General features: G+C 70.3%; 22 protein-coding genes and 3 pseudogenes. 15 read left to right on the forward strand and 10 right to left on the reverse strand.

Annotation, left to right across the window (positions count from 1 at the left end; translation table 11 throughout):
* Window positions 1–34: 34 nt before the first annotated feature.
* Window positions 35–3,949 (reverse strand): polarized growth protein Scy, encoded by a 3,915-nt coding sequence (gene scy / locus Q4V64_RS36145; protein ID WP_124436694.1) that lies wholly within the window; start codon window positions 3,947–3,949, stop codon window positions 35–37.
* 233 nt (window positions 3,950–4,182) lie between these two features.
* Entirely contained in the window at window positions 4,183–4,623 is a 441-nt protein-coding gene (gene mce / locus Q4V64_RS36150; RefSeq protein WP_124436693.1) for a methylmalonyl-CoA epimerase, read from the reverse strand.
* A gap of 150 nt (window positions 4,624–4,773) precedes the next feature.
* On the opposite strand from mce, the gene Q4V64_RS36155 reads away from it, so the two are divergent.
* The 9 genes and pseudogenes from Q4V64_RS36155 (at window position 4,774) to Q4V64_RS36190 (ending at window position 13,124) form a co-directional block, all read left to right on the forward strand.
* Complete coding sequence (locus Q4V64_RS36155) at window positions 4,774–5,976, forward strand: acetyl-CoA C-acetyltransferase (RefSeq protein ID WP_124436692.1); 1,203 nt, start codon at window positions 4,774–4,776, stop codon at window positions 5,974–5,976.
* A 58-nt stretch (window positions 5,977–6,034) separates the two neighbouring features.
* The gene (gene meaB, locus Q4V64_RS36160) at window positions 6,035–6,991 is read left to right on the forward strand and encodes a methylmalonyl Co-A mutase-associated GTPase MeaB (RefSeq protein ID WP_124436691.1); all 957 of its coding nucleotides are present in this window, start codon (window positions 6,035–6,037) and stop codon (window positions 6,989–6,991) included.
* 215 nt (window positions 6,992–7,206) lie between these two features.
* Complete coding sequence (locus Q4V64_RS36165; RefSeq protein ID WP_124436690.1) at window positions 7,207–8,469, forward strand: MFS transporter; 1,263 nt, start codon at window positions 7,207–7,209, stop codon at window positions 8,467–8,469.
* A gap of 17 nt (window positions 8,470–8,486) precedes the next feature.
* Window positions 8,487–8,699 (forward strand): annotated as a pseudogene (locus Q4V64_RS36170) (ATP-binding protein); the annotation flags it as partial.
* A gap of 202 nt (window positions 8,700–8,901) precedes the next feature.
* Complete coding sequence (locus Q4V64_RS36175) at window positions 8,902–9,516, forward strand: DUF2975 domain-containing protein (RefSeq protein WP_172628932.1); 615 nt, start codon at window positions 8,902–8,904, stop codon at window positions 9,514–9,516.
* Window positions 9,516–9,737 carry a helix-turn-helix transcriptional regulator gene (locus tag Q4V64_RS36180; RefSeq protein WP_124436688.1) on the forward strand — a complete coding sequence of 74 codons (222 nt, stop codon included), beginning with the start codon at window positions 9,516–9,518 and terminating at the stop codon, window positions 9,735–9,737. Before Q4V64_RS36175 ends, Q4V64_RS36180 begins: the two co-directional genes overlap by 1 nt.
* Window positions 9,738–9,813: 76 nt before the next feature.
* A pseudogene (locus tag Q4V64_RS55460) lies at window positions 9,814–10,521 on the forward strand (transposase); the annotation flags it as partial.
* Between the two features lie 264 nt (window positions 10,522–10,785).
* The gene (locus tag Q4V64_RS36185) at window positions 10,786–11,436 is read left to right on the forward strand and encodes an ABC transporter ATP-binding protein (protein ID WP_124436773.1); all 651 of its coding nucleotides are present in this window, start codon (window positions 10,786–10,788) and stop codon (window positions 11,434–11,436) included.
* Window positions 11,433–13,124 (forward strand): hypothetical protein, encoded by a 1,692-nt coding sequence (locus tag Q4V64_RS36190; protein WP_124436687.1) that lies wholly within the window; start codon window positions 11,433–11,435, stop codon window positions 13,122–13,124. The genes Q4V64_RS36185 and Q4V64_RS36190 overlap by 4 nt, the downstream gene beginning before the upstream one ends.
* A gap of 497 nt (window positions 13,125–13,621) precedes the next feature.
* Here Q4V64_RS36190 and Q4V64_RS55465 read toward each other — a convergent pair.
* A pseudogene (locus Q4V64_RS55465) lies at window positions 13,622–13,804 on the reverse strand (IS630 family transposase); the annotation flags it as partial.
* A 386-nt stretch (window positions 13,805–14,190) separates the two neighbouring features.
* Window positions 14,191–14,877 (reverse strand): PepSY domain-containing protein, encoded by a 687-nt coding sequence (locus Q4V64_RS36200; protein WP_124436685.1) that lies wholly within the window; start codon window positions 14,875–14,877, stop codon window positions 14,191–14,193.
* 140 nt (window positions 14,878–15,017) lie between these two features.
* Between Q4V64_RS36200 and Q4V64_RS36205 the strand changes: the two genes are divergently transcribed.
* Together Q4V64_RS36205 and Q4V64_RS36210 are read left to right on the forward strand one after the other, a co-directional pair.
* Window positions 15,018–15,689 (forward strand): response regulator transcription factor, encoded by a 672-nt coding sequence (locus Q4V64_RS36205; RefSeq protein WP_124436684.1) that lies wholly within the window; start codon window positions 15,018–15,020, stop codon window positions 15,687–15,689.
* Complete coding sequence (locus Q4V64_RS36210; RefSeq protein ID WP_124436683.1) at window positions 15,686–17,167, forward strand: HAMP domain-containing sensor histidine kinase; 1,482 nt, start codon at window positions 15,686–15,688, stop codon at window positions 17,165–17,167. The genes Q4V64_RS36205 and Q4V64_RS36210 overlap by 4 nt, the downstream gene beginning before the upstream one ends.
* Here Q4V64_RS36210 and Q4V64_RS36215 read toward each other — a convergent pair.
* The 4 genes from Q4V64_RS36215 to Q4V64_RS36230 all read right to left on the reverse strand — a co-directional run bounded on the left by Q4V64_RS36215 (window position 17,164) and on the right by Q4V64_RS36230 (window position 19,842).
* Window positions 17,164–17,640, reverse strand: coding sequence for a MarR family transcriptional regulator (locus tag Q4V64_RS36215; RefSeq protein ID WP_124436682.1), 477 nt, complete (start codon window positions 17,638–17,640; stop codon window positions 17,164–17,166). The two genes, Q4V64_RS36210 and Q4V64_RS36215, sit on opposite strands and share 4 nt — an antisense overlap.
* A gap of 96 nt (window positions 17,641–17,736) precedes the next feature.
* Entirely contained in the window at window positions 17,737–18,492 is a 756-nt protein-coding gene (locus tag Q4V64_RS36220; protein WP_124436772.1) for an AIM24 family protein, read from the reverse strand.
* Between the two features lie 65 nt (window positions 18,493–18,557).
* Complete coding sequence (locus Q4V64_RS36225) at window positions 18,558–19,208, reverse strand: AIM24 family protein (protein ID WP_124436681.1); 651 nt, start codon at window positions 19,206–19,208, stop codon at window positions 18,558–18,560.
* Between the two features lies 1 nt (window position 19,209).
* Window positions 19,210–19,842, reverse strand: coding sequence for an AIM24 family protein (locus Q4V64_RS36230; protein WP_095755547.1), 633 nt, complete (start codon window positions 19,840–19,842; stop codon window positions 19,210–19,212).
* A 158-nt stretch (window positions 19,843–20,000) separates the two neighbouring features.
* On the opposite strand from Q4V64_RS36230, the gene Q4V64_RS36235 reads away from it, so the two are divergent.
* Together Q4V64_RS36235 and Q4V64_RS36240 are read left to right on the forward strand one after the other, a co-directional pair.
* Entirely contained in the window at window positions 20,001–20,345 is a 345-nt protein-coding gene (locus Q4V64_RS36235; RefSeq protein ID WP_124436680.1) for a DUF3817 domain-containing protein, read from the forward strand.
* Complete coding sequence (locus Q4V64_RS36240; RefSeq protein ID WP_124436679.1) at window positions 20,342–20,644, forward strand: MTH1187 family thiamine-binding protein; 303 nt, start codon at window positions 20,342–20,344, stop codon at window positions 20,642–20,644. The genes Q4V64_RS36235 and Q4V64_RS36240 overlap by 4 nt, the downstream gene beginning before the upstream one ends.
* A gap of 5 nt (window positions 20,645–20,649) precedes the next feature.
* Here the strand turns inward: Q4V64_RS36240 and Q4V64_RS36245 are convergent, their stop codons facing one another.
* Together Q4V64_RS36245 and Q4V64_RS36250 are read right to left on the reverse strand one after the other, a co-directional pair.
* Window positions 20,650–20,973 (reverse strand): antibiotic biosynthesis monooxygenase family protein, encoded by a 324-nt coding sequence (locus tag Q4V64_RS36245; RefSeq protein WP_348540817.1) that lies wholly within the window; start codon window positions 20,971–20,973, stop codon window positions 20,650–20,652.
* Window position 20,974: 1 nt separating this feature from the next.
* Window positions 20,975–22,234 (reverse strand): cytochrome P450, encoded by a 1,260-nt coding sequence (locus Q4V64_RS36250; RefSeq protein WP_124436678.1) that lies wholly within the window; start codon window positions 22,232–22,234, stop codon window positions 20,975–20,977.
* 198 nt (window positions 22,235–22,432) lie between these two features.
* Between Q4V64_RS36250 and Q4V64_RS36255 the strand changes: the two genes are divergently transcribed.
* A complete protein-coding gene (locus tag Q4V64_RS36255) occupies window positions 22,433–24,070 on the forward strand; it encodes an FAD-dependent monooxygenase (RefSeq protein ID WP_124436677.1) in 1,638 nt (545 codons plus the stop codon).
* Between the two features lie 14 nt (window positions 24,071–24,084).
* Window positions 24,085–25,077 (forward strand): amidohydrolase family protein, encoded by a 993-nt coding sequence (locus tag Q4V64_RS36260; protein WP_124436676.1) that lies wholly within the window; start codon window positions 24,085–24,087, stop codon window positions 25,075–25,077.
* Window positions 25,078–25,168: the final 91 nt, after the last annotated feature.

Genomic DNA, 25,168 nt, shown 5'->3' on the forward strand with positions numbered 1-25,168 from the left:
AGGCCCCATAAAACACCGGAATGCCGTCTTCAGGCTAGCCTTCTGACGACTTGCCACCCGATCGTGGTGCGCCGACCGTGGCGCCCGCCTTGACACCGGTGTCCTTCCCCGCGGACGGGGCCTCGAAGGATTCCAACGCCTCAAGGACGTCCTGGACACGGGAGATCTCCGCATTGATGTCCTCGCGGCGGCGCACCAGGATCTCCAGCTCCCGCTTGCCCTCCTCTACCGTGCGCTTCGCCTCGCGGATCGCCTCGGCCTTCAGCTCCTCGGCCTCCCGGATCAGCGCCGACTTCTTCTGCTCGGCCTCCTTCAGGAGCCCCTCGGCCTTCTTCACGGCCGCGATACGGACCTTGCCCGCCTCGGAGTTGGCCTCCGAGACCAGCTCCTTGGCCTTCGCCTGCGCCTTCTCCAGCTGCTCCTCGGAGGCCTTGATGAGCGCGTCGCAGCGGTCGCCGGTCGACCTCATCGTCTCGGCGGCCTCGCGGCGGGCCCGCTCGTGCAGGTCCTCGATCTCGGCGGTGATGCGGTCGCGCAGCTCCTCCGCGCGCTCCCTGATCGCGGTGGCGTCCCGCCGGGCGCCGACGAGCAGCTCGTCCGCGTCCGTACGGGCCTTCTCCACCGTCGCGTTGCCCTCGACCGTCGCCTCGGACACCAGCCGGTCGGCCTCGGTACGGGCCGCGCCGACCATGGAGTCGGCCTGCGACTCCGCGTCCGCGGTGGTCTTCAGGGCCTGCTGCTGCGCCTCGGTGAGCAGCTTGTCGGCCTCGGCCGTGGTCTGAGTGATGAGCTTGTCGACCTGCTCGGCCGCCTCGGAGCGCCGCTTGTTGGCCTCCTTGCGGGCCTCGTCGAGCGTCCGGTCGGCCTCCTCGCGCGCGGCCGTCGTGACCCGCTCGGCCTCCGCATGCGCCTCGGCCCTGACCCGCTGGGACTCGCTGCGGATCCGCTCGGCGTGCTGCCGCGCCGCCCCGATCGTCTCGGCGGCCTCGGCACGCAGCCGCTCCGCGTCGCCGGTGGCGTCCGCCATGAGCTGCTCGGCCGCGGCGGCCGCCTCGGCCCGAACCCGCTCGGCCTCCGCGATCGTCTCCGACCGCAGCCGCTCCGCCTCGGCGACCGTCTCCTGCCGCAGCCGGTCGGTGTCCGCGACCGTCTCCGTGGTGAGCCGCTCCGCCTCGTTGCGCGCCTCGGTGATGAGGGTGTCCGCCTGGGTGGCCGCGTCCGACCGGATGCGGTTGGCGTCCTCGCGGGCCTCCGCCCGGGTGCGCGACGCCGCCTGCTCGGCCTCGGCGATGGCCTCCGACGCCTCGGTACGCACCCGCTGGGCGTGCTCGGAGGCGTCCGAGCGCAGCCGCTCCGCCTCCGCGATCGCCTCCGAGACCGTGCGCTCCGCAAGCGCCTTGGCGGCCTCGGACTCCTCGCTCGCCTCCCGCCGGACGCGGCCGGCGTCCTCGGCGGCCCGCTCGCGCTCGGCATAGGCGTCGTGGCGGACCCGGTCCGCCTCCTCCTCGGCCTCCCGGCGCGTACGGTCCGCCGCGTGCTCGGCGGCACTGCGCAGCCCGGTGATCTCCTCCTGGGCCTGCTCGTGCAGCCCGGCGACCGAGTCCCGCACCTGCTGGGCGTGCTGCTCGGCGGCCGACACCATCTCGGTGGCGCGCCGGTCGGCCTCCTCGACCAGACGTACGGCCTCGGTCTGCGCCTCCTCCACGCGCCTGCGCGCCGAGGCCAGCAGCTCCTCGCTCTGCTCGCGGGCCCGCCCTCGCTCCTGGTCGGCCTCCTGCCGCGCCGCGCCCAGGTACTCCTCGGCCTCGCGCCGACGCCGGTTGGCCTCCTCCTGCGCGGCGGCCAGCGTCTCCGACGCCTCCGTCGACAGCCGCTCGGCAGCGGCCTGCGCCTCCGCCCGTACCCGATCGGCGGTGTCCTGCGCCTCCGACTTCATCCGCTCGGCCTCGGAGGCGGCCTCCGAGCGCAGGCGTACGGCGATGGCCTCGCCCTCGGCCCGGGAGGCGGACGCGTCGGACGCGGCCTCGTCGCGCACCCGCTCGGCCTCGGCCTCGGCCTGCTCCTGGAGCGTGCGGATCCGCTCGGCGGCCTCGGTGCGCAGCCGCTCGGTCTCCTCGGCGGCCTCGCGGCGGATCCGCGCGCCCTCCTCGCGGGCGTCGGTCAGCGCCTGCTCGGCGGTGGCGAGACGCTGCTCGGCCTCGGTGTGCAGGCGGGTCAGTTCCTCGGCGGCCTCCGCGCGGCGGGCCTCTATGGCCTGCTCGGTCTCCTCGTGCAGTTCGCGCGCGGCCCGCTCGGCGTCGGCCTTGATGCCCTCGGCCTGCTCGACGACCTCGGCGCGGTGCCGTTCGGCCTCCTTGCGCGTGCGGTCCAGGGTCTCCTCGGCCTGCCGGCGCAGCGTGGTCGCCCGCTCGATGGCCTCCGTGCGGACCTTCTCGCTGTCCGTGGTGGCCTTCTGGCGCAGCTCGTCCGCGTCGGCCTTGGCCTTGGACAGCAGCTCCTCGGCGGTCCTGGCCGCCTCCTCGATCTGCGCCACGGCCTCCTTGCGGGCCTCCGCGCGGATCTTCTCGCCCTCGGCGACCGCGTCGGCGCGCAGCTGCTCGGCCTCGCCACGCAGCCGGCGGGCCTCCTCCTGCAGCTCGACCGTCTTGGCGCGGTACTCCTTGGTGTCGTCCTTCGCCGCGCCCTTGAGCTGCTCGGCGATGTCGTGCGCCTCGGCCCGCAGCCGGTCCGCCTCGGCCTCGGCCTCGGTGCGGATCCGCTCGGCCTCCTCGGCGGCGGCCTTGGTGGTCCGCTTGGCGTCCTCCTGCGCTTTGTTGAGGACGTCCTCGGCCGTCTTGGCCGCCTTGGACAGCTGGGTCGCGCTCTCCTCGGCGGTGAGCGTCCGGGCCTTCTCGGCGGCCTCGGCGAGCAGCTTCTCGGCCTCGGCGCGGGCGTCCGCGACGATCTGCTCGGCGTCCGACTTGGTGGCCTCGGCCTCCTTGGTGGCCTCGGTGACCAGCCGGGCGACCTGCTCCTTCGCCGTGCGCGTGCGCTGCTCGTTCGCCGACTCGGCGCTGGCGAGGGCCTTCTCGGCGGCCGCCTTGGCCTCGGTGACCAGCTTCTCCGCCTCGGCGCGCGCCTCGCGCAGCGCGGTGTCCGCCTCCGCGATGCGCTGCTCGGCGGCCCGGCTCAGCTCCTGGGCCTCGCGGCGGGCGGTCTCCGACTCCGTCGTGGTGGAGGTACGCAGCTTCTCGGCGTGGTCGGTGGCCTCCTGGGCCTGCGTGGAGGCGGCGTTCAGCAGCCGCTCGGCGTCCGTGCGGGCGCGGCGCAGCAGCTGCTCGGCCTCCGCGCGGGCGGCCTCGGCCTCGCTCTGCAGCCGCTGCCGGGCCTCGGCGGTCAGCCGCTCGGCCTCGGCGCGGGCGGCGGCCATGGCCTGCTCGGCCTCCGCGCGGGACTCGTCGAGGAGCCGGCGGGCCTGCTGCTCGGTGCGGGCACGCAGCTGCTCGGCCCAGGCCACGTTCTCGTTGACGTGCGTCTCGACGGTCTGCCGGCGCTCGGCGAGCTCCTGGTCGAGCTGCTGGCGGCGGGTGACCGCCTCCTGGTGCAGCTCCGCCTGGAGCCGCGCCGCCTGCTCGGCGTGCTCCTGGAGGATGCGCTGGGTCTGGGCGCGGGCCTGGCTCAGCTCGCGCTCGGCGTCCTGGCGCAGCTGGTCGGCCTGGATCTGGGCGTTGCGCAGCAGCTGCTCGGCCTGGTAGCCGAGGTCGCCGCCGTCGTAGGCGGGCCGGGACATGATGGTGCGGCGCGCCTCGTGCAACTTGGCGCGCAGCACCTCGACCTGGTAGCCGAGGTCCTCGGCGTGCTGGATCGCCTTTTCCCGCTCGGTCTTGAGCCGATCCATCTCGGCCTCGAACCGAGAGAGGTGGTCGACGTCAGCCGCCGGCTCTCGCTCCTGGCGTTCGTAGCCCCGCACTGCGCGGTCCCATCCGTCCCCTGGTCGCAAGTCTCTCCAAACGAGCTCCGTCCATCCGCCGAACGGGGCCCCCGGGGAATGGTGTCAGATCAACGGCGGAGCATGGGCTGCTGCCCCGTCGCTCGTCCCCCGAAACCCGGACCCCGGACTTGGTCCCGCTTTGACGGCAGGACCAGGTCGCCCTGGTTGGAGCGGCGACCGACCCCAACCCTACCGGCCCTTATGTACGGGGGTCAGTGCTCAGGTGACTCAACAGGCGCTGAAGTGACCAGTTCTGTCAGTACGCCGTGGCAGTCCTTGGGGTGAAGGAAGGTGATCCGTGACCCCATGGAGCCGCGTCGCGGCTCTTCGTACAGAACGCGTACGCCCTTGTCCTTGATGCCGGCGGCCTCCGCGTCGACATCCGCCGTACCGAAGGCGATGTGATGGACGCCCTCGCCGTTCTTCGCCAGCCACTTCGCGACCGTGGAATCCTCCCGGGTCGGCTCCAGGAGCTGCAGGTACGACGCTCCGCCGTCGGACGTATCGTTGATCTTGAGCATGGCCTCGCGCACGCCCTGCTCCTCGTTGACCTCGGAGTGGAACACCTCGAAGCCGTACGTGGCCCGGTAGAACTCGACGGTCTTGTCGAGGTCGAAACAGGCGATCCCGATGTGGTCGATTCGAGTCAGCATGAATTCAGTGGAGCGCGCCGGAGGTGGTTACGCAACGTGCGCGCGATCACACGCTTCGCCGGATGACGGGGTGGTCTACCGCTCAGTACATTCGAAGTAAACCCTCGTTCACTCCTCGGCCTGTGCAGGCCGGTAAGGGGATCGCAGCTCATGACTGGATCGAACAGCACGACCTCGGTGATCGTCGCGGGGGCCCGGACGCCCATGGGGCGGTTGCTGGGCTCGCTGAAGTCCTTCTCGGGAGCCGACCTCGGCGGCTTCGCGATCAAGGCCGCCCTCGACCGTGCGGGGATCGGTGGCGACCAGGTGCAGTACGTGATCATGGGCCAGGTGCTCCAGGCCGGGGCGGGACAGATCCCGGCACGCCAGGCCGCGGTCAAGGCCGGCATTCCGATGAACGTCCCGGCGCTCACCGTCAACAAGGTGTGTCTGTCCGGCCTCGACGCCATCGCGCTCGCCGACCAGTTGATCCGCGCGGGTGAGTTCGACGTGATCGTCGCGGGCGGCCAGGAGTCCATGACCAACGCCCCCCACCTGCTGCCGAAGTCCCGCGAGGGCTTCAAGTACGGCGCGGTGGAGATGATCGACGCCATGGCGTACGACGGTCTGACCGACGCCTTCGAGAACATCGCCATGGGCGAGTCGACGGAGAAGCACAACACGCGGCTCGGCGTCGCCCGGCCGGAGCAGGACGAGGTGGCGGCCCTGTCCCACCAGCGGGCCGCCGCCGCGCAGAAGAACGGCCTGTTCGAGGCCGAGATCACCCCGGTCGAGATCCCGCAGCGCAAGGGCGAGCCGGTCGTCTTCAGCAAGGACGAGGGCATCCGCGCGGAGACGACGGCCGAGTCGCTGGGCAAGCTGCGTCCGGCGTTCTCCAAGGACGGCACGATCACGGCGGGGTCGTCCTCGCAGATCTCCGACGGTGCCGCCGCGGTCGTGGTGATGAGCAAGGCCAAGGCGCAGGAGCTCGGCCTGGAGTGGATCGCCGAGATCGGCGCCCACGGCAACGTGGCCGGTCCGGACAACTCCCTCCAGTCCCAGCCCTCCAACGCCATCCAGCATGCCCTGAAGAAGGAGGGCCTGGAGGTCGCCGACCTCGACCTGATCGAGATCAACGAGGCCTTCGCCGCGGTGGCGGTGCAGTCGATGAAGGACCTCGGAGTGTCCCCGGAAAGGGTGAACGTCAATGGTGGCGCCATCGCCCTGGGTCACCCGATCGGCATGTCCGGGGCCCGGCTCGTCCTGCACCTGGCGCTGGAGCTGAAGCGGCGCGGCGGCGGCGTGGGCGCGGCCGCGCTGTGCGGCGGCGGCGGTCAGGGTGACGCGCTGATCGTGCGGGTACCCAAGGCGTAACCGCTTTACCGGTCTCTTCACTCGAACGGATCTCGAGCAGATCTCGAACGGAGCTGTGATGCAGGACGTCTCCACGCTGGTGGCCCAGGCCAGGGAGGGCCGGCCGCGCGCCGTGGCCCGCCTGATCTCCCTGGTGGAGGGGGCGTCCCCGCAGCTCAGGGAGGTCATGGAGGTATTGGCACCGCTGACGGGCGGGGCGTACGTGGTCGGCCTGACCGGCTCTCCGGGAGTCGGCAAGTCGACCTCTACCTCGGCCCTGGTGACGGCCTACCGCAAGCAGGGCAAACGGGTCGGCGTCCTGGCCGTCGACCCGTCCTCGCCGTTCTCGGGAGGAGCGCTGCTCGGCGACCGGGTCCGCATGTCGGAGCACGCCTCCGACCCCGGCGTCTACATCCGCTCGATGGCCACGCGCGGCCACCTCGGCGGCCTCGCCTGGGCCGCCCCCCAGGCCATCCGCGTCCTGGACGCGGCGGGCTGCGAGGTGATCCTGGTCGAGACGGTCGGCGTGGGCCAGTCGGAGGTCGAGATCGCCTCGCAGGCCGACACCTCGGTGGTCCTCCTGGCCCCCGGCATGGGCGACGGAATCCAGGCGGCCAAGGCGGGCATCCTGGAGATCGGTGACGTGTACGTCGTCAACAAGGCCGACCGGGACGGCGCGGACGCCACCGCCCGCGAGCTGAACCACATGCTCGGCCTCGGCGAGTCCCGCGGCCCCGGCGACTGGCGCCCACCCATCGTCAAGACGGTCGCCGCGCGCGGCGAGGGCATCGAGGAAGTCGTCGAGGCACTGGAGAAGCATCGCGCGTGGATGGAGGAGCGGGGAGTCCTGGCGGAACGCCGGCTCGCTCGGGCCGCACGCGAGGTGGAGACCATCGCGGTCACGGCGTTGCGCGAGCGGATCGGCGACCTGCACGGCGACCGGCGGTTGAGCGCGCTGGCGGAGAAGATCGTCGCCGGGAGGCTGGATCCCTACCGGGCGGCGGACGAGCTGGTGGCGGGGCTCACGCAGGGCTGACGAGAGCCGAACAGAGGACCAAACCGAGGACCGAACAGATGACCCAACCGAGGACCGAACCATGGTCAACTCCCGGTATCCGTTGATAAGTTGATACGCATGTTCCTCCTCTTGGCATAGGGCTCGCCCCGGCCCGCGACCGGCACATGGCACCAGGCCACAGCCGTCGCGGCACTTCGGCGTCCCTTCTTCGCCTCCAGTAGAGGAACTTTCGCGTGTCCGCTGTGTCCTCGCGGCCCTCGTATGCCGCGGTACTCCGCATTCCGCACGCCCGCCGCACCTTCGCGGCCTCACTCGCCGCCCGGCTGTCGTACGGCGTGATCCCGCTCGCCTTGATGCTGTGCGTGACCCGGGCCACCGGGTCGTACGCCGTGGCCGGTGTCGTCATGGCGGTGTTCGGCGCCACGGTCGTCATCCTGTCGCCGTATCGCGCGGCCCTGGTCGACCGGTACGGCCCCCGCCGGGCCCTGCTGCCCATGACCCTGCTGCACGCGGGCCTGATCTGCGTGCTGGCGCTGGTGAGCCGGCACCCGGGCGTGCCCGCCGTGCTGCTCGGCGCGACCGCCGCCGTCACGGGCGCCTGCGCGCCCCCGCTCGGCCCCACCATGCGTACGGTGTGGGGCGAACTCGCCGCCGACCGGCTGCTGTTGCAGCGTGCGTACAGCCTCGACGGAGTCGCCGAGGAACTGCTCTACGTCATCGGCCCGCTGCTGGTCGGCGTGCTGGTCGGCTTCACCGCACCGACCGTCGGCCTGGTCCTCGGCGCGCTGCTCGTCGCGCTGGGGGCGCTCGCCTTCGTCACGTCACCGGCGGTCGGTGCGGTGCGTCCAGCGCGTCGCGCGAAGCCCGCGGGCGCGGGCGCGGGCCGGCGGACTTCGCTGGTCCCCGGCCGGGAACTGCTGCAACCGGTCGTCGTCTCGGCGGGCGTCGGCCTGTCGCTCAGCGCCGTCGACCTCCTGGTCGTCGCCTTCGCCGGGCAACGGCACTTCGGGGACGCCACCGTCGCCTGGGTGCTCGCGGCCCTGTCGGCGGGCAGCGCGGTCGGCGGCCTGCTCAACGGCGCCGTCGACTGGCGTACGCCCGCCCGTGTCCGCCTCCCGCTCCTCTCCGTGGGCCTGGGCCTCGCCCTGGCCGCCGCGGGCCTGGCCCCCGGCATCCTCACCCTCGCCGTGGCGGCCGCCTGCACGGGCCTGTTCGTCGCCCCGGCCCTGACGACCGCCTACCTCATCGCCGACGAGGCGGCCCCGCCCGGCTTCCGCACCCAGGCGGGAGCATGGATCAACACCGCGGTGAACGCCGGGAGTTCGGCGGGGGCCGCGGTGACGGGGTTGCTGGTGGAGCGGTTGCCGCTGTGGGTGTGCTTCGCGGTGGCGGGCGGGGTGTCGGTGACGGCCGCGGTGATCGCGTGGGCGGCTGCGGGAGCGGGCCGCTCTGAGGGACGGGCCGCGTCTTTCAGCCCGTCCGGCGGGGTCTGGTGATGCCGTTCGGCAGTCTTGAGAGGGGCTCCATCATCCTCACCTCGAACAAGACCTTCAACGAATGGGGCCAGGTCTTCGGCGACGAGGTCCTCGCGACCGCCATCCTCGACCGCCTCCTGCACCACTGCGAAGTGATCTCCATCAACGGCCCGAGCTACCGCCTGTACGCGACTCTGCCCTTCAGCTCGTACGCTGACAGTTGGGCAGCTGTGCCGCCGCGATCATCCTGATGACCAGGCGCCTTGCCCGGGGCCGGGCCGCACCACAAGCGGTGACAGCGTCCTCGCTGGCCCGAGCGGCCTGATTACTCAGCCGCTCCGGACCATCGCCCTTTGCGCCATGGCCGCACTGCCGTGGCCAGCCTTGACAGCTCCATATCGTTTCTCGATATTATCGAAAAACGATATGGAGCTTCGAGTGAGGGGGATCCACATGTCCGAGACGTCGCCCTGGTGGGTGCGGGCCAACAGCCATCTGCTGGAACTGGCCGTGGGGCTGGGGCTGTTACTGGTGGGCCTGTTCAAGGTCCTGTTTCCGATACTGGGCGTCGTGGGCGCACCGTCGGCCACGACCGACACCCGCACGGTCGGCATCGACACCGCGGCCTCCATGCCTGACGTGACAGCTGCGGGACCGGTGACGCTCCGCGGGACCAGCCAGGCCGAACTGGTCTTCCATGACCCGGGCTTCGGGGACCGTCTGCTGCTGATCCTGCCCGGCCTGGTCAGCGCGGTTCTGCTGATCGTGATCCTCGAGGTTCTCATACGCCTGACGCGTACCTTCCATTCGGCGGACTTCTTCGCCCCGCAGAATTCTCGCCGCCTGCTTGTCATCTCGGGAGCCATCCTCCTGATCGCCACACTCCCCCCGGCCCTGGACGTCTTGACGACGAACCTCCTGCTCGACGGCACCCCATTGCAGCGCGCCGTCCACACCGCCTACTCCATCAACACCGTCGCGCTGTTCGGAGCCCTGCTGACCGCAGCCGCGGCCACGGCGTTTCGCCAGGGCACGCGACTGCGCGAGGACACCGAAGGGCTGGTCTGATGCCTGCAGAGGACCCGCACGAGATCCACTGCCACCTCGACCGACTGCTGGCCGACCATGGCATGACCCTGGCCCAGCTCGCCGAGCGAGTCGGAGTGACCGTCGCGAACCTGTCCATCCTGAAGAACGACCGCGCCAAAGCGATCCGCTACAGCACACTCACCGCGATCTGCCGTGAACTCCACTGCCAGCCAGGCGACGTACTCACCTTCGGCGAATAGTAAGACCACGACACCGCAGGCCGGGCAGCCGTCATGAGCAGCCCTGGCCTGCGGCACGCTTGCACGACGTCCGTGGATCTCCCCGCCGCAGGGCGGACGGCCGCCGAAACACGGCAAGGAGTTCCGCTTCGCCAAGCCGGAGACCTGGGGCGAGCCCGACGCTGCAACGACACAGGCCACCGACCGGTACGGCACCGCCCGAGCAATGGCCTGGGACCGCATCCACCCTCGGCTGACCACTCGCTCCGCCTGGATCGACCACACCGGTGAACTTCCCATCATCGGGGGCACCTTGATCCGCCTACAGGTCGACCGCCTGCCCGGTGGCGGAAACCCAGTGCCTGTCTGTTTGTGGTCCTCTGCCACCGGCCTGACCGGCGATAGCGTCGACGTGCGCTGGCAGGCGTTTCTGAGGAGGTTCGACCTGGAGCACACCTTCCGGCTGATGAAGCAGACCCTCGGATGGACCCGACCGAAGCCCCGCACCCCCCCCGAGGCCGGCGACCGCTGGACGTGGCTCGTGATCGCCGCCCACACCCAACCTCCGGCTCACCCGCGAAGCCGCGGCGGACCTTCGCCGCCCTTGGGAGAGGCCGACGAGCCCGCACGGCTCACCCCGGCCCGTGTCCGCCCGCACCTGGCCTGTCCGGCCCGTGCACCGAAACCATCAACACCCTGACCAGGAAGGCTGCTTGGACCCAAGAATCGCCGTCCCACGCCCCGCTATGAGGTCGGGAAGACGACCAGACGACCCGAGAGCATCATCGAGCGCGACAGTCTCAGAGAGACGGCGATGGTGGGCCCGGTGCTGAGTCGGCTCCTGCGGCCGGGAAGCGGTGAGCAGCAGCCGTTCTCGGGTGAGACCGCCGCTCCCGACGAACCACTGCCCGCCCGCCGCGTCACGGAAGAAACAGGATGAGCGTGGCCGGGTGGCCGTGAACAGCCCCTGTTGGCACGGCCGGTGAAACCGTTCCCGTAGCTTCGGGTCCCGTCACGGCAGTAAACGTCTGCGGAGGGAGTCGCGAGGGTGCGAGCCTTGCTGACAGTCATGGGTGTGAGCCGCACCTTCGGTGAGCGCGAGGCGCTGAGAGCCGTCGACCTGGAGGTCGCGGCGGGCGAGTGCGTGGCTCTGCTCGGCCCCAACGGCTCGGGGAAGTCGACTTTGTTGCGCATCGTCTGCGGCCGGGACCGCCCCACCACCGGCGAGGTCGAGTTCGACGGCGAGTCGATGACCGAGGACGATGTGCGGGTACGCGCCCGCGTGGCGGTCGTCGGTGACGCCCTCGGCTGCTACCCCGACCTGACGGTACGGCAGCACCTCGAACTCGTCGCCGTGGCACACGGGGTGCCCGAGGACCGGATCGACGCGCTCCTGCGCGAGCAGCGGCTGACCGGCCACGCGGATTCGCTGCCCAGCGCGCTGTCCTCCGGACAGTTCCAGGCGATGCTGCTCGCGTCGGCCCTGCTGCGCCCCCGTGACCTGCTGGTCCTCGACGAGCCGGAGCAACGGCTCGATCCCCGCGCGCGCGGTCGTCTCGCGAACCTGCTGCGGGCCGAGGGCGACAAGGGCGTGGCGGTGCTGTTCGCCACGCATCAGCCCGAGTTGGCGCGGGTCGCGCAGCGCGTGATCGCCCTGGAGGACGGGGCCGTGGTCGCGGACGGCAGCCCGGACGAGGTCCTGACGGAGGCGGGCGCGTGAGCCGTACGGCGTTGGGGACGGGGGTCGGCGAAAGCGCGGAGGTGCGGCGAAAGGGCGGCGTCGCGGACCGGACGGCCGAGACGACGCAATGGCTGCGGGCCCGCCGCGGCGCCGGCCGCGCCCGCCGGTTCGCCTATGTGGCGTACGTCGCCCTGGTCCTGCTGCTCGGCTGGTACGGCATGTTCGTCATCGGGCTCTTCCACGAGATCGGCCACCGCCGGCCGCTGGCGGACAGTGCCGACGCCGTCGCTCGCATGCTGCCGTCCGGTCTGGTGTTCGCGGCGCTGGCGGGGTTCTTCCTCACGGTGCGCGACGCGTTGTGGCGCGGGCCGGTGATCCTGCCGCGGCCCGACGTCGACTGGCTGCTCGCGCTGCCCGTCCGACGCCGTCCGGTGCTGCTGCCCTGGTTCGCCCTGTCCGCGGGAATCTGGGCGCTCGCCGCACTGCTGCTGGGCTTCGTCGGCGTGCTGCTCATCGCGGCGGCCGACCTCGGCCGGATCGGCCTTCTGGCCCCGGCCTGCCTGGGCCCCGCGGTCTGCCTGGCCCTGCTGGCCGTGGTCGGGGCGGCCGTGGTGGAACGGTCCCGAAAGGCCGCCGACCGGCTCCATCGGGCCACCCCGGTCCTGCTGCTCGCCGTCCTGCTCAGCGCCGTACAGGCGGTGGCCGCGGCGCAGGGGTACCGCTCGAAGGTGCTGGAGACGGTCGAACTGTGGTCCGGTCCGTGGGGCTGGGCGGCGCAACCCGTCCTCGCCGCCGCGGGCCGGTCCGCCCCCCTGTGGCCGGCGGCGCTCGCCCTGCTGGTGGCGGCCACGGCGGCCGCCCTGGTGTACGCCGGGAAGGTCGTCGACGAAGTGCCCGTCGCGGTGCTGCGGTCGCGGGCCCGGGCGTCGGGCGGGGTGCTGGCCGGCATCCTCGCCGTGGACATGCGCTCGGTCCGGCTCTCCATGACCGGCGGCCAGGAGGTCCGCAGCCGCGGCCGTGTCGAACGGTGGGCCGCCCGGCTGTCCCCGCCGCGCTCGCCCGGTCTGCTGGTCGCCTGGCGCGACGCGATGGGCCTGATCATGGCGCCCAGGCGGCCCGGCCTCATGGCCCTGCTGCTCGTGCCGGCCGGCGCGGCCGCCGGTGCGGCCGCCGGGACCCGGGGCGGGACGGCGTACCTCACGGCGGCACTGGCCACGCTGTTCGGCTACTTCGCCGCCTCACAGTTGCTGGAGCCGGCAAGGCTGGACGCCGACGACGTACGGCGCACGGCATGGTCGCCCCGGCCTTACGAGCGCCTCGCGCTCGAACACGCACTCGTGCCGACGCTTGTGCTGGTCGTCACCGGATGCCTGCTCGCCGTACCGGTCGCGCTGTCGGCCCACACCACGGCACCTCTGGTCGTGCTGGCCGCCGCACCGGTGCTGGTCGCCGCGGGGCTGCTGAGCGCGTACCGGTCGCCTGTGCCCGTGTGGGTGTTGTACGGCGGTCCCGTGCTCGGCGACGCCGGCCCGATCCTGGCGATGCTGTGGTACGCCGTCGGCCCGATGGTCGGGGTCGCGGGACTCACCGTCCTGCTCGCCGCGCCTTTCCCGGCCGGCATCCCGCAGGCGGCAGATCCACTGGGCCGCCTGGCCGCGTGCTGGGTCCTCGCCCTGCTGATGTTCCGCTGGGTGCTGGGGCGCGCACGCAAGCGGGTGCGGCCATAGCCAGGAGCACGGCGATCTGCGGCGCTGCGGCTCGCTTTTGAAGCGCTCCGTTCCGCCATCGAGAAGGACCGAATCGCTGGGGCTGACTACGAGCCGTTTTTTGTGCGTCCCCGGCAGGACTCGACCTGTTGGCTGAGTCACCCGCCGAGAAGACAGTACCGGCCAGGGCTGCGGCGACGCGCTCGATCGTCCCGCATCGTGTCGAGGGCGTCGACGTGCGGTGGTCACGCCGGACTACCAGCGGATCTTGTCGGTGCTGGCCGGCCAGAGGCCGGCAGCGGGATGTGGGCGAAGCAGATCGTGCTCGCCCTGGCCGAGATGGCGATTCGATTCCGGCTCAGGTGGAGGGAGTGCGCTCGCGGCTGAAGCGGCTGAAGCGGTTGGCCGGGCGGGGCTGGGCCACCGAAATCCAGCCGGGACTGCTCACCGTCTACCCGGAGCCGGCGCCGGTGGACGCGTGAGGAAGCCCGGCGCCGCCCGGCCAGGCGGGCGCTCATCAGCGTGTCCTCGTCGGCCTGCACCAGCTGGGCGATCACTGGCACCCGGTTCCCGCCGGCCGAGGCCAGCAACATCATCGCCCGCCGGTAGCGCACCGAACTGGTGCTGCCCCGGCGCACGATCTGCTGCAGCTTCTGCCCCTCCTGGTCGGTCAGTCTGCGCACACGGACAGGCTCAGCCACCGCACCTCCAGCAGTTGGATCGGACGTCGCCGCACATCCAATCGCCACGCCACCAACCCGGCGAACCTTGAGTGGTCTGGCGGGTCTGGTGATGGCGTTCGGCAGTCTGAGTGGTCTGGCGGGTCTGGTGATGCCGTTCGGCAGTCTGAGTTGTCTGGCGGAATCTGACGACGCCGTTCGGCAATCTCAGCTGTCCGGGGGGATCTGACGACGCCGGTCAGGCGATCTCAGCCCGTCCGGCGTTTGAGGACGAGGCCCTTCGGGCCGAAAGCGGGGGTCTGGGGGCGCAGCCCCCGGGGACGGGAAGGGTAGGGGCGGAGGGGGCGAGCCACCCGAGGCCCGCCCCCACTCACCCGCACCGGCCCCGTACAGCACCGCACGGCACGTCAGTCGTCGTCGCCACCGTCGTTGTCGTCGGCCACGTCGTCACCCGCGCGGTCCGCCCGGTCCGCCGTGACCTTCCCGCTGTTCAGGTCGACCCGCCAGTCCTGCTCGGCCTTGCCGGAGGCGTGGGTCTCCACCTCCCAGCCCTTCGAGGTGCCGTCCTCGTCCAGGTCCACCGACGTCACCGTGCCCTTACCGGTCACGGCCTTCGCGGCCTCCGCCGCCGTCACGGAGGTGCCGTTCAGCGCGGCCCGCACCTCGGCGGTGTCGTCCTCGCGGTCGGTGTGGGAACCGAGCACCTTGCCGGTGCCGGGGTCGACCCGAACGCTGTGCCAGGTGTCGCCGCCGCGGAGCACGTCGACCTTCCACACGACCGACCCGGCGTCGGCCCCGTCGGCCCCGCCGTCTTCGCCGTCTTCGCCGTCCAGTTCGACGGTGACGGCGGTACCCGGGTCGTGCCGCAGCGCGGAGGCGATGGCGTCGGCAGCTGTCACCTCCACGGACCCGGCCTTCCCGGCGTCGTCGTCACGGGCCCCGTCGTCGTCCCGCGCGTCGTCCCCCGTGACCCGCACGTCCGCCGCCTGCCGCGCCGACCCCTCGCCGTCCCCGGACACCGCGAGAGCCGTGGCCGTACCGCCCCCGATCAGAGCGGCGGCCGTAACGGCGGCGATCACGATGTTGCGCTTCATGCGGATTCCTCCAGATTCGTTCAGCTTCGTTGCGCTGTGTGTCGTTTCGCTTTCGACATCACCAACATCGCCGACCGACGCTGAGAGGAACCTGAAGCCCCCTGAAGGGATCTTCAGCTTCACTTTGCGAACCTTTAAGCATGCGCCTGTTGATCGTCGAGGACGAGAAGCGGCTGGCCCTGTCGCTCGCCAAGGGTCTGACCGCCGAGGGGTACGCCGTGGACGTCGTCCACGACGGCCGGGAGGGGCTGCACCGGGCCACCGAGGGGACGTACGACCTCGTGATCCTCGACATCATGCTGCCCGGCCTCAACGGCTACCGGGTCTGCGCCGCCCTCCGCGCCGCCGGGCACGAGGTGCCGATCCTGATGCTCACCGCCAAGGACGGCGAGTACGACGAGGCGGAGGGCCTGGACACGGGCGCCGACGACTACCTCACCAAGCCGTTCTCGTACGTCGTCCTCGTCGCGCGGATCAAGGCGTTGCTGCGCCGCCGCGGCCAGGGCGCCGGGGCCTCGCCCGTGCACGTCCTCGGCGACCTCAAGGTCGACACCGCCGCCCACCGCGTCTTCCTGGACGAGGACGAGGTCACCTTGACCGCCAAGGAGTTCGCCGTCCTGGAACAGCTCGTGGTGCGGGCCGGCGAGGTGGTGTCCAAGGCCCAGATCCTGGAGCACGTCTGGGACTTCGCGTACGACGGCGACCCGAACATCGTCGAGGTGTACATCAGCACCCTCAGGCGCAAGCTGCGCGCCGGGCTCATCCGGACGGTCCGCGGCGCCGGTTACCGGCTGGAGGCGGCACAGCCATGAGACGCCTGTTCGGCTCCGTACGGTCCCGGGCGACCCTGGCCGCCACGCTCGTCGTCGCCGTGGCGCTGGTCGCCGCCGGGGCCGCCGTGCTGCTGTCGCTGCGCTCCAACCTGATCGGCGAGGCCGCGACCGATGCGGAGCGCTCCGCGCGGACGGTCGCTTCCAGCCTGGCCCTGGGGAAGCGGTACGACCAGTTGTCCCTGGACGAGGAGGACGAGCCGGTCCAGGTCGTCGACGAGAACCGGACGCTGGTCGCGGCCAGCGAGGACCTGCAGCGGATCAGCGGCACGGACACCGACGCGGTGAAGCCGCAGGTGCGGCCGACCACCCCCGCGGGCGGCGAGGAGGGCGAGGACTCCGACGGGGCGAAGGACGACGGGGCGAAGGACGACGGGGCGAAGGACGACGGGGACGACGACGAGTCCTCCCTCCATCCGGGCGAGATCGCCGAGAAGACCACCTACACCAACGGTTCCGCGACGATCGACGGCGAGACCGCCGACTACCGCTTCGCCGCCGTGAAGGTCGAGGTCGAGGGCAAGGGCCTGCTGATCGTGTACGCCGGCGCCCCCCTCTCCGCCGAGAAGAGCGCCGTCAACACGGCGCTGACCGTCATGCTGATCGGCTTCCCGCTGCTGCTCACCGTGGTCGCGGGGGTGACCTGGCTGGTCACCCGGCGTGCCCTGCGCCCGGTCGAGGGCATCCGCGGCGAGATGGCCGCGATCACCGCCTCCGAGGACCTCGCCCGCCGGGTGCCGGTGCCGGACACGCACGACGAGGTGGCCCGCCTCGCCCGCACCACGAACGAGACACTGGCCGCCCTGGAGAGCTCCGTTGAGCGGCAGCGCCGGTTCGTCGCCGACGCCTCGCACGAACTGCGCAGCCCGATCGCGTCCTTGCGTACCCAGCTGGAGGTGGGCGCCGCCCATCCCGAGCTGCTGGACGTGGAAGGCGCGGTCGAGGACACCGTACGACTGCAGCGTCTCGCCGCCGATCTGCTGCTGCTGGCCCGGCTGGACGCGGGGGAGCGGCCGGCCGCCGCGACCCGGTTCGACCTCGCCGCGCTGGCGCGGGAGGAGGCCGAAGGGCGGACGGGCGTGAGCGCGCAGGCGCCGGAAGCCGTGCATGTGGCCGGATCGCGGGGGCAGGTGCAGCGGTTGCTCGTCAATCTGCTGGACAACGCACAGCGGCACGCGCGTTCGGCTGTCCGGGTGAGTGTGCGGCGCGAGGGGGAGTGGGCGGTGGCCCAAGTCGCCGACGACGGGGACGGCGTGCCGGAGGGCGACCGGGAGCGGATCTTCGAGCGGTTCGTACGGCTCGACGAGGCCCGCAGTCGTGACGACGGCGGCGCCGGGCTCGGACTCGCCATCGCCAGGGACGTCGCCGCACGGCACGGCGGCACGCTCACGGTCCGCGACGCGTCGGCAGGCGGAGCCCTGTTCGAACTCCGCCTGCCGCTCCCCCGATCAGATCGCTAGGGACGTCCCCGCTGCCCGCGAAGATGCTCCGCGATGGGCTTCAGGGCCTTGTCGAGTTCCAACAGGGCCTCGGGGGACAGCAGGTCGATGAAGTGCCTCCGCACAGACGCCACATGATGGGGCGCGACCTTCTTCATCGTCTCCATGCCGTGTTCGGTGAGGACCGCGTACAGACCTCGGCGGTCCGACTCGCAGTTCTCGCGCCGCACCAGGTCCGCGTTCTCCATGCGCGTGATCTGGTGGGAGAGGCGGCTCTTGGACTGGAGGGTGGCGGATGCGAGGTCGCTCATCCGCATCCGTACGCCCTCCGACTCGGAGAGATTCACCAGGATCTCGTAGTCGTTCATTGTCAGGCCGAACGGCTGCAGGTCCTTTTCGAGCTGGTACGTCAACAGCCTGTTGACCTCCAGGTGGGTGCGCCAGGCGCACTGCTCCGCATCGGTCAGCCAGCGCGTGGCCGTCTCGGTCTCCATGAATGAAGTCTACCTAAAAGGTTGAAAGGCGAACTAGTGAGGGTTGTCGTGACGTCGGCGCGCACACGTTCGACGTCACACTCCGCAGACTACCGCTCACAGCCCGAAGCGACGCTGGAGGTCTCCCAGCTGTCCGGGAAGGCGCGGTGCACCGGCCTGCTGTGAGTGGCCTGCGGGGGCACCGCCCCCACCGGGCACCCCGGCCTCGTGCGGAACCGCCCCCGTGGCCTGCTCGGCCATGAGGACCTCGGACGACTGGAGCAGGACCGTACCGGCTCCCACGAACTCGAACTGATGCTCCTCGCCGGAGGCCCCGCCGAGGCCCGTCATCGCACGTAGACCGCCCATGAGGCCGGTCATGTAGCCGTGGTCGTAGTGATGGCACGGCGAGGGGCAGTCGGCCCAGCCGACCAGGGCCTGCGGGTCCACCCGGATCGGGGGTTCCATGAACACCACCGGACCGTTGGAGGCGGCCACGAACTTTCCGGTTCCGATGAGTGTCAGAAAACCCGGCACGATCGACTGCTTGAGAGCGAGACTTGGCTGAAAAGCGAGCAAGTTGCCCGAGCGAATGGTCAGATTGCCGTCTTCGAGGTCGTACGAGTTCACGTCGAAGGCCCGGTCGGCGAGGAGCATCTTGCCCGAGCCCTCCGCCACGACCCAGTCACTGGCGTGCAGAGGCGAATGGAAGGACGTACGCACCAGGCGGTCCAGCCGGCCGTGCCCGATGCCGTTGAACTCCATCGAGCCGTAGTAGGCGATCATCTTCCCCTTCTGCAGGAACCACTGGCTCCCCTTGAGCTCCACGCAGAAGGTGTAGTTGTTGACGTTGTCGTCGGACGGCAGCGTCATCGGGTCGAAGACCGCCGGGCCGCCAGGTCCGCCGGTGCCGCCGGGGGTTCCGTAGGGAAGGGTGCTCACAGCTTCTCCTCCGAGGCCTGGACGTACACCGCACCGCTGCCGCTGAGCTCCAGTTGGAACGCCTCTCCGGAGCCGCGGCCCACCATGTCGCGCCATCCCAGCGCGGTGGACAGCTTGTTGCGTACGTCGCCGTGGTGGGCGACGTACGCCTGCGGGTCGACATGGACCGGGCGCTGGGGGGTGATGGGCACCTCGATGACCCCGCCGTGGGCCATGACCGCGACCGAGCCGTGCCCCCTCAGGGTGGTGGTGAACAGCCCCTGGCCGGTGACCTGGCCCCGGACCATGCCCATGACGCCGCCCTGGGAGCCCATGAACATCGTCCCCTGCTCCAGCGTGCCCTCGAAGGCGAGCAGCCGGTCCGCCTCCACGAACATGGTGTCGCCGGTGAGGTTGATGACCTGGACGTGGTGGCCGCCGTGCCCGAACAGCACGGTGCCGCTGCCCTCGACGGTCATCAGGGGCGCCGCCTCGCCCGCGACCCGGCGGCCGATCATCGACATGACCCCGCCCTGGCCGCCCTGCATGTTGGGCGTGAAGGACACCTCGCCCTTGTAGGCGAGCATCGCCCCGCGCTGACTGAACAGCCGCTGCCCGGGCATGACGGTCGCTTCGACCATCTTCGAGTTGAGCTCACGGAAGGCCATGTCACACATCCCCCGCGATCGTGTTCCGCTCGCTGGGCTGGACGTACACCAGGCCGTCGCCCTCGAAGCGGATCTGGAAGGCCTCGCCGCCGCCCTCGCCCATGAACGTGCGGAACGTCACACCGGATTGGAAGGACTGCCGCAGGTTCCCCTGGTGCGCGATGTACGCCCCCGGGTCGACGGTCAGCGGATACTGCGCGCTGACCCGCAGCACGACCGCAGGCCCGTCCGACATGATCGCCGCCTGCCCGTGTCCCTCGACGGTCGTCGTGAACAGCCCGTTGCCCTGCGAGGCGCCGCGCATTCCGGTGAACGACGTGCCGGTCCGCAGTCCGGAGTCGGTCGCGAGCAGGTTGCTCGACTCCACGTACAGCTTGTCCCCCTGGAGACCGACGAGGTTGATCTCCGAGGCCCGGTCCGCGAACCAGCACGTCCCGTGCCCCTTCACCTCCATCAATGTCATCTGCTCGCCGGTGATCCGCCGGGTCACCATCCCCCGGATGCCCTCACCGCCGCCGCTGAGTTTCTTGAAGTCCATCTGACCGTCGTACGCGACCATCGAGCCGTTCTTCGCCTTCACGGCATCCCCGGTCATGTCGACGGCAAGCACCTTGCTGCCTTGAAGTCGGAACATCGCCACGCAGTGAAGGTAGCCGCAGGGCGGGCTCCGCGGACAGAGCCCAGGGGTGGAGACGCACCCTGAACGCACCCTTAGGGGAGTCGTTTGCCACAATGGGCGAACGTTTGTGCTCGCATTCACAAACCCGACGTCTCTCCCACCGAAGGTGACCCGTGGACATCAAGACCGCCACCGCCATTCGCCGCCTCCGCCTCGTCTCGGCCCCCGAGGCGGTTTCCTTCCTCCTCCTGCTGGTCTGCTCGGTGCTGAAGCGGACCACGGACTTCAACGCGGTCCCCGTGATGGGGATGATCCACGGCGTCCTCTTCATCCTGTACGTGATCTTCTGGGCCGACGCCTGGAACCGCACCAAGTGGTCCCTGAAGACCGCCGCCCTCTACTTCGTCCTCTCGGTCCTGCCCACCGGCGGTTTCTTCGCCGAGCGCAAGCTCAGGCGTGAGGCCGAGGACGCGGTCATCGCCTCCCGCGCCCGCAAGGAAGGGATCGTGAGCGCGTGATCGTCGCCTTCTCCGTGACGCCGCTGGGCGTCGGCGAGGACGTGGGGGAGTACGTCGCCGACGCCGTGCGGATCGTGCGTGAGTCCGGCCTGCCCAACCGCACCGACGCGATGTTCACGTCCGTCGAGGGCGAGTGGGACGAGGTCATGGACGTCGTCAAGCGCGCCGTGGCCGCCGTGGAGGCCCGTGCGCCGCGCGTGTCCCTGGTCCTCAAGGCGGACATCCGCCCCGGGGTGGAGGACGGGCTCACCTCGAAGGTGGAGACGGTCGAACGGCATCTGGCCCAGCGGGCGGAGTAGGCCGCCTACCGAGTCGCCGCGTCCGTGACGTGGAAGACCGCCGTCCACCGGTCGTCGTGCAGGCAGGCGTTCAACGGCTCGACCAGAGCCGTGTGATCGGGGTCGGTGCGCCACTGTTTGACGTGTTCGAGGCTCTCCCACTCGCTGGTGAGCAACCAGCGAGTGGGATCGTCGACGGAGCGGCACAGCTGTTCTCCGAGATGCCCGGGGGAGCGCTCGGCGCGTTCGAGCACGCCCTGATAGGACTTCACGAAGTGCGCTTCCATTCCGTCTCGCACACGCAGCAGCCGAACGACCCGCACACGTGCCGGAACCTGGGTGCTGTTCACGTCAGGACGGGTCGAGGACGACGGGAAGTTCCGCCAACCCGCGGAAGGCGGGGAACGGTACGGTCAGCCAGCGCGCGTCTTCCGGGGGGCCGGCCAGGGCCATGCGAGGGTGCCGGCCGAAGAGCGTGGTGAGAGCGATCTGCATCTCCAGACGTGCCAGCGGCGCGCCGGCGCAGTAGTGGGGGCCGACGCCGAACGCGAGATGGGTCGCCTGGACGTTCGGGCGCGTGACGTCCAGCCGGTTCGGATCGGCGAAGGCTTCCGGGTCACGGTTGGCCGAGGTGATCGAGATCTGGACGAGCGCGCCCTTGGGGATGAGCGTGTCACGGATCACGAGGTCTTCTTTGGCGTAGCGGAAGGTCGAGTTCTCCACGGACGACTCGAACCGGAAGATCTCTTCGATGGCCGCGGCCGTCGCGCCCGCATCCTGCAGTGCCAGTCGCTTCTGCTCCGGTTGGGTGAGCAAATGGTAGACGGCGTTGCCGATCTGGTACGCCGTCGTCTTGTGGCCTGCGAAGAGCAGCACCCACGCTGTGGAGACCAGTTCGTGGTCGGTGAGCGCGCCTTCCTCGTCCCTTGCTGTGACGAGGGCGCTGAGCAGGGCTCCGTCCGGCTCCTGCCGCTTCCGTGCGATCAGATCCACCAGATAGTCGCGCAGGTTGCCCTCGGCCAGTTCCAGCGCCTTTCTCGCCTCCGGACCGAAACCGGTCCGAGCGACGGTGCTGGACCATTCCTGGGCTTGCGTGCGTTCGTTTTCCGGGACGCCCAGAAGTTCGCAGATCACTTGGAGCGGCAGCGGGAAGCAGAACTCCGGGAGCAGGTCCACGGGCTCCGAAGCCGAGCACTGGTCCAGCAGTTCCGCAGTGATCTTCTGGACACGCGGACGCAGTGACTCCACCCTTTTCGGGGTGAAGGTGTTGCCGACAATCCTCCTGAGCCTGGTGTGCTTCGGAGGGTCCGAGAAGAGCATGTTGTCGTCCAGGGCGATCGACGAGTCACCGAAGATGCGGTGGTAGGCGTCGATGGCGCCGTACATGTCCTTGCTCAGGCGCGGGTCGGCCAGGGCGGCGCGCGCGTCGTCATACCGAGTGATCAGGTACGTCTCGACGCCGTGGGGCGGTGACAGCGGGCATACGGGTGCCGTCTCCCGGAGCTTGGCGTAGACGGGATGCGGATTGGCGCGGAACTCCCGGCTGCAGGACGAGGCCGCGGCCGCGGCCTCATCGGACGACAATTCCTCGGATGCGAACGCTTGCGTCATGTCTCGTCCCGGGGGTCGGTGGATTCCAACGGTCAGTGGCACGGTTTCCCGTGCGGCACTGCGAGGCAAACGTTGCTGGGCCATATGGGTCGGGTCACCGTATGAACTGTGCATATGTAAGTCCCACTTGGTAAACACTGACTGTCAGGCCGGTCCTCGACCCCCGGACTGGGCACCGCCGAATGAGGTAGGAAATCAGTGAGCGGACGCACAGCGGAATCAGTGGAAGTACCAGTTCTCATCGTAGGCGGATCCCTGGTGGGTCTTTCCACCTCCGTGTTCCTGGGACGCCTCGGAATTGAGCACATGCTCTTGGAGCGGCATGGCGGGACCTCGACGCACCCGCGTGGTCGCGGAAACAATGTGCGCACCATGGAGATTTTCCGGACCGCCGGACTGGAGCCGAGTATCCGGGAGGCCGCCTCGGCGCTCGCCGGGAACGACGGCGTTCTTCAGGTGGACACCCTCGCCGGCGGTCAGCGCCGCTGGATCATCCGGGACATCTCCGCAGGCATCGACGTGTCTCAAGTCAGCTCTTCGGACTGGTGCCTGTGCAGTCAGAACGATCTCGAGCCGGTACTGCTGAGCCATGCCCGCAGGCAGGGGGGAGACATCCGCTTCAGCACGGAGATGCTCTCCTTCACACAGGACCGAGAAGGAGTCCACGCTCAGGTCATGCACCGGGACACCGGTGAGACATATACCGTGCACGCTGATTTTCTGGTGGCTGCCGACGGGCCCCGAAGTCCTGTTCGCAAACGGCTGGGTATCAGTCAGTCAGGACCCGGTGAGCTCTTCCACAACGTCAGCGTCACCTTCCGCAGCAAGAGGCTCAAGGACTACATCGGCGAAAAGAACTTCGTCGTCTGCTATGTGACGAACCCGGAGGGAGAAGGGGCGCTGCTGCCGGTGGACAACGAGGAACGATGGGTGATCCATGTTCCTTGGTTCCCCGACCGAGGCGAATCACTGGAGGATTTCACCGACGACCGCCTGGTGGCTCATGTCCGCGCGGCCGCCGGCGTGCCGGACATCGATGTGGAGATCACCGGGAAGGCCCCCTGGCACGCCTCGAAGCGTGTCGCGGACACCTACGCACAGGGCCGGATCTTTCTGACCGGTGACTCGGCACACGAAATGCCGCCGACCGGTGCGTTCGGCTCCAACACCGGAATCCAGGACGCGCACAATCTCGCCTGGAAGCTGGCCGCGGTGCTCCGCGGCTGGGCCGGCCCGCCCCTGCTGGACAGTTACGAGCAGGAACGACGCCCTGCCGCCGTCGCGACCAGCACGCGGGCGGCCGTGCAGGCGGTCGAGGAGGAGCACCCGGGATTCACTCCCGCGGCGGGACGCAACGACGACCCGGCGGATCTCATGACCGTCGCGCTCTGCTGCCGCTACGCGTCGAACGCTGTCGTGGGTGCCTCCCCGGAGCGGCCGGTGGTCCCGGAGACCTTCCAGCTCGGCGGCGACCCGGGCAGCCGTGCACCTCATATGTGGGTCATGAGAGACGGCGTCAGGATCTCCACGCTGGATCTGTACGAGCGTTCCTTCGTGGTCCTCGCCGGGCCCCGAGGCCATGAGTGGCGGAACGCGGCGAAGAAGGCCTCCGAGACCCTGGGCGTTCCGGTCGAGTCGTATCTCGTGGGGCCCGGCCAGGACCACGACCTCGTTCCCGACCCGGACGACGACTGGGCGAAACTGCACGGCACGGCCGAGGACGGTGCCGTCCTCGTACGCCCGGACGGTTACGTCGCGTGGCGGGCCCACGCCGAGATCCCGCAGGCCGATCGCCTGCTGACGAACGTGCTGCGGACGGTACTCGGCCGCACCTGAGAAGAGGACAGGCAATGACATCAGCCGCCTTCGACGGCCCCGCCGCGGGCCGAGTGGACGTCCACCACCACTTCACCGCGCCGGCCTGGCTCGACTGGGCAGAGCAGCGAGGCGTCATCCACCGCGAAAAGCTGCCCTGGTGGACCCGCTGGGACCTGAACGCGGCCCTGGAGCTCATGGACAAGGCGGGCATCGCCACGTCCGTCATGACGGTGGCGATGCTCGGACGGCTCCGCGAGCGGACGGAGCGTCAGGACAGCGCACGGGTCGCCTTGCGGGCGGCGGCCGACGTCGTGGAGAGCCATCCCGCACGCTTCCGGTTCTTCACCCCCGTGTTCCTCGACGACCTGGAACTCTCCCTGTGGAGCCTCGAATACGGCCTCGACGAGCTCGGTGCCGTCGGGGTGAGCACGAGAACGAGCATGGACGGTGTCTACCTCGGCGACGAGACGCACGACCGCCTCCTGCGGGAACTGAACGACCGGTCCGCGGTCGTCAGTACCCACCCCATGGACGTGCCGGCGGGAAAGGGCGGAGCTCCGGGCAGTACGGGGCTGCCGGGCATGCCGCCCTTCGTGTGCGACTTCCTTGTCGACACCACGCGTGCCGCCATCAACCTCATCAAGAACGGCACCCTGGACCGTTATCCGAATCTCACCTTCATCCTCCCGCACGGCGGAGGCTTCCTCCCGTACATGGCGACCCGGCTCGAACTCTTCGGCGGGCATCTCACTCCCGAGATCGAGCCCGGCCGTGTCCGCGACTACCTGCACCGGTTCTACTTCGACACGGCGGGCCCCATGTCCCCGTCGGCCACGCCCACCCTGATGGCCACCGTGGACCCCGGCCACATCCTCTTCGGCACGGACTGGCCGCCCACCCCCGCGCAGGTCATCGCCGACATCACGACACCCGCCCTGGACAACGATCCGGTCATCTCCGACCAGCAGCTCCAGGGAATCAACCGCGACAACGCCGTACGTCTGATGCCCGAACTCGCCCGCTGACGAGAAAGGACGAGCCGGTACGAGCCGGTACGAGACGGTACGAGAAGGCCGCTGCCCGCGCTCCCTCCGCGCGGGCAGCGGCCTTCTTCGT

Origin of the sequence: Streptomyces sp. NL15-2K (assembly GCF_030551255.1) — a bacterium.
Classification (GTDB): Bacteria; Actinomycetota; Actinomycetes; order Streptomycetales; family Streptomycetaceae; genus Streptomyces.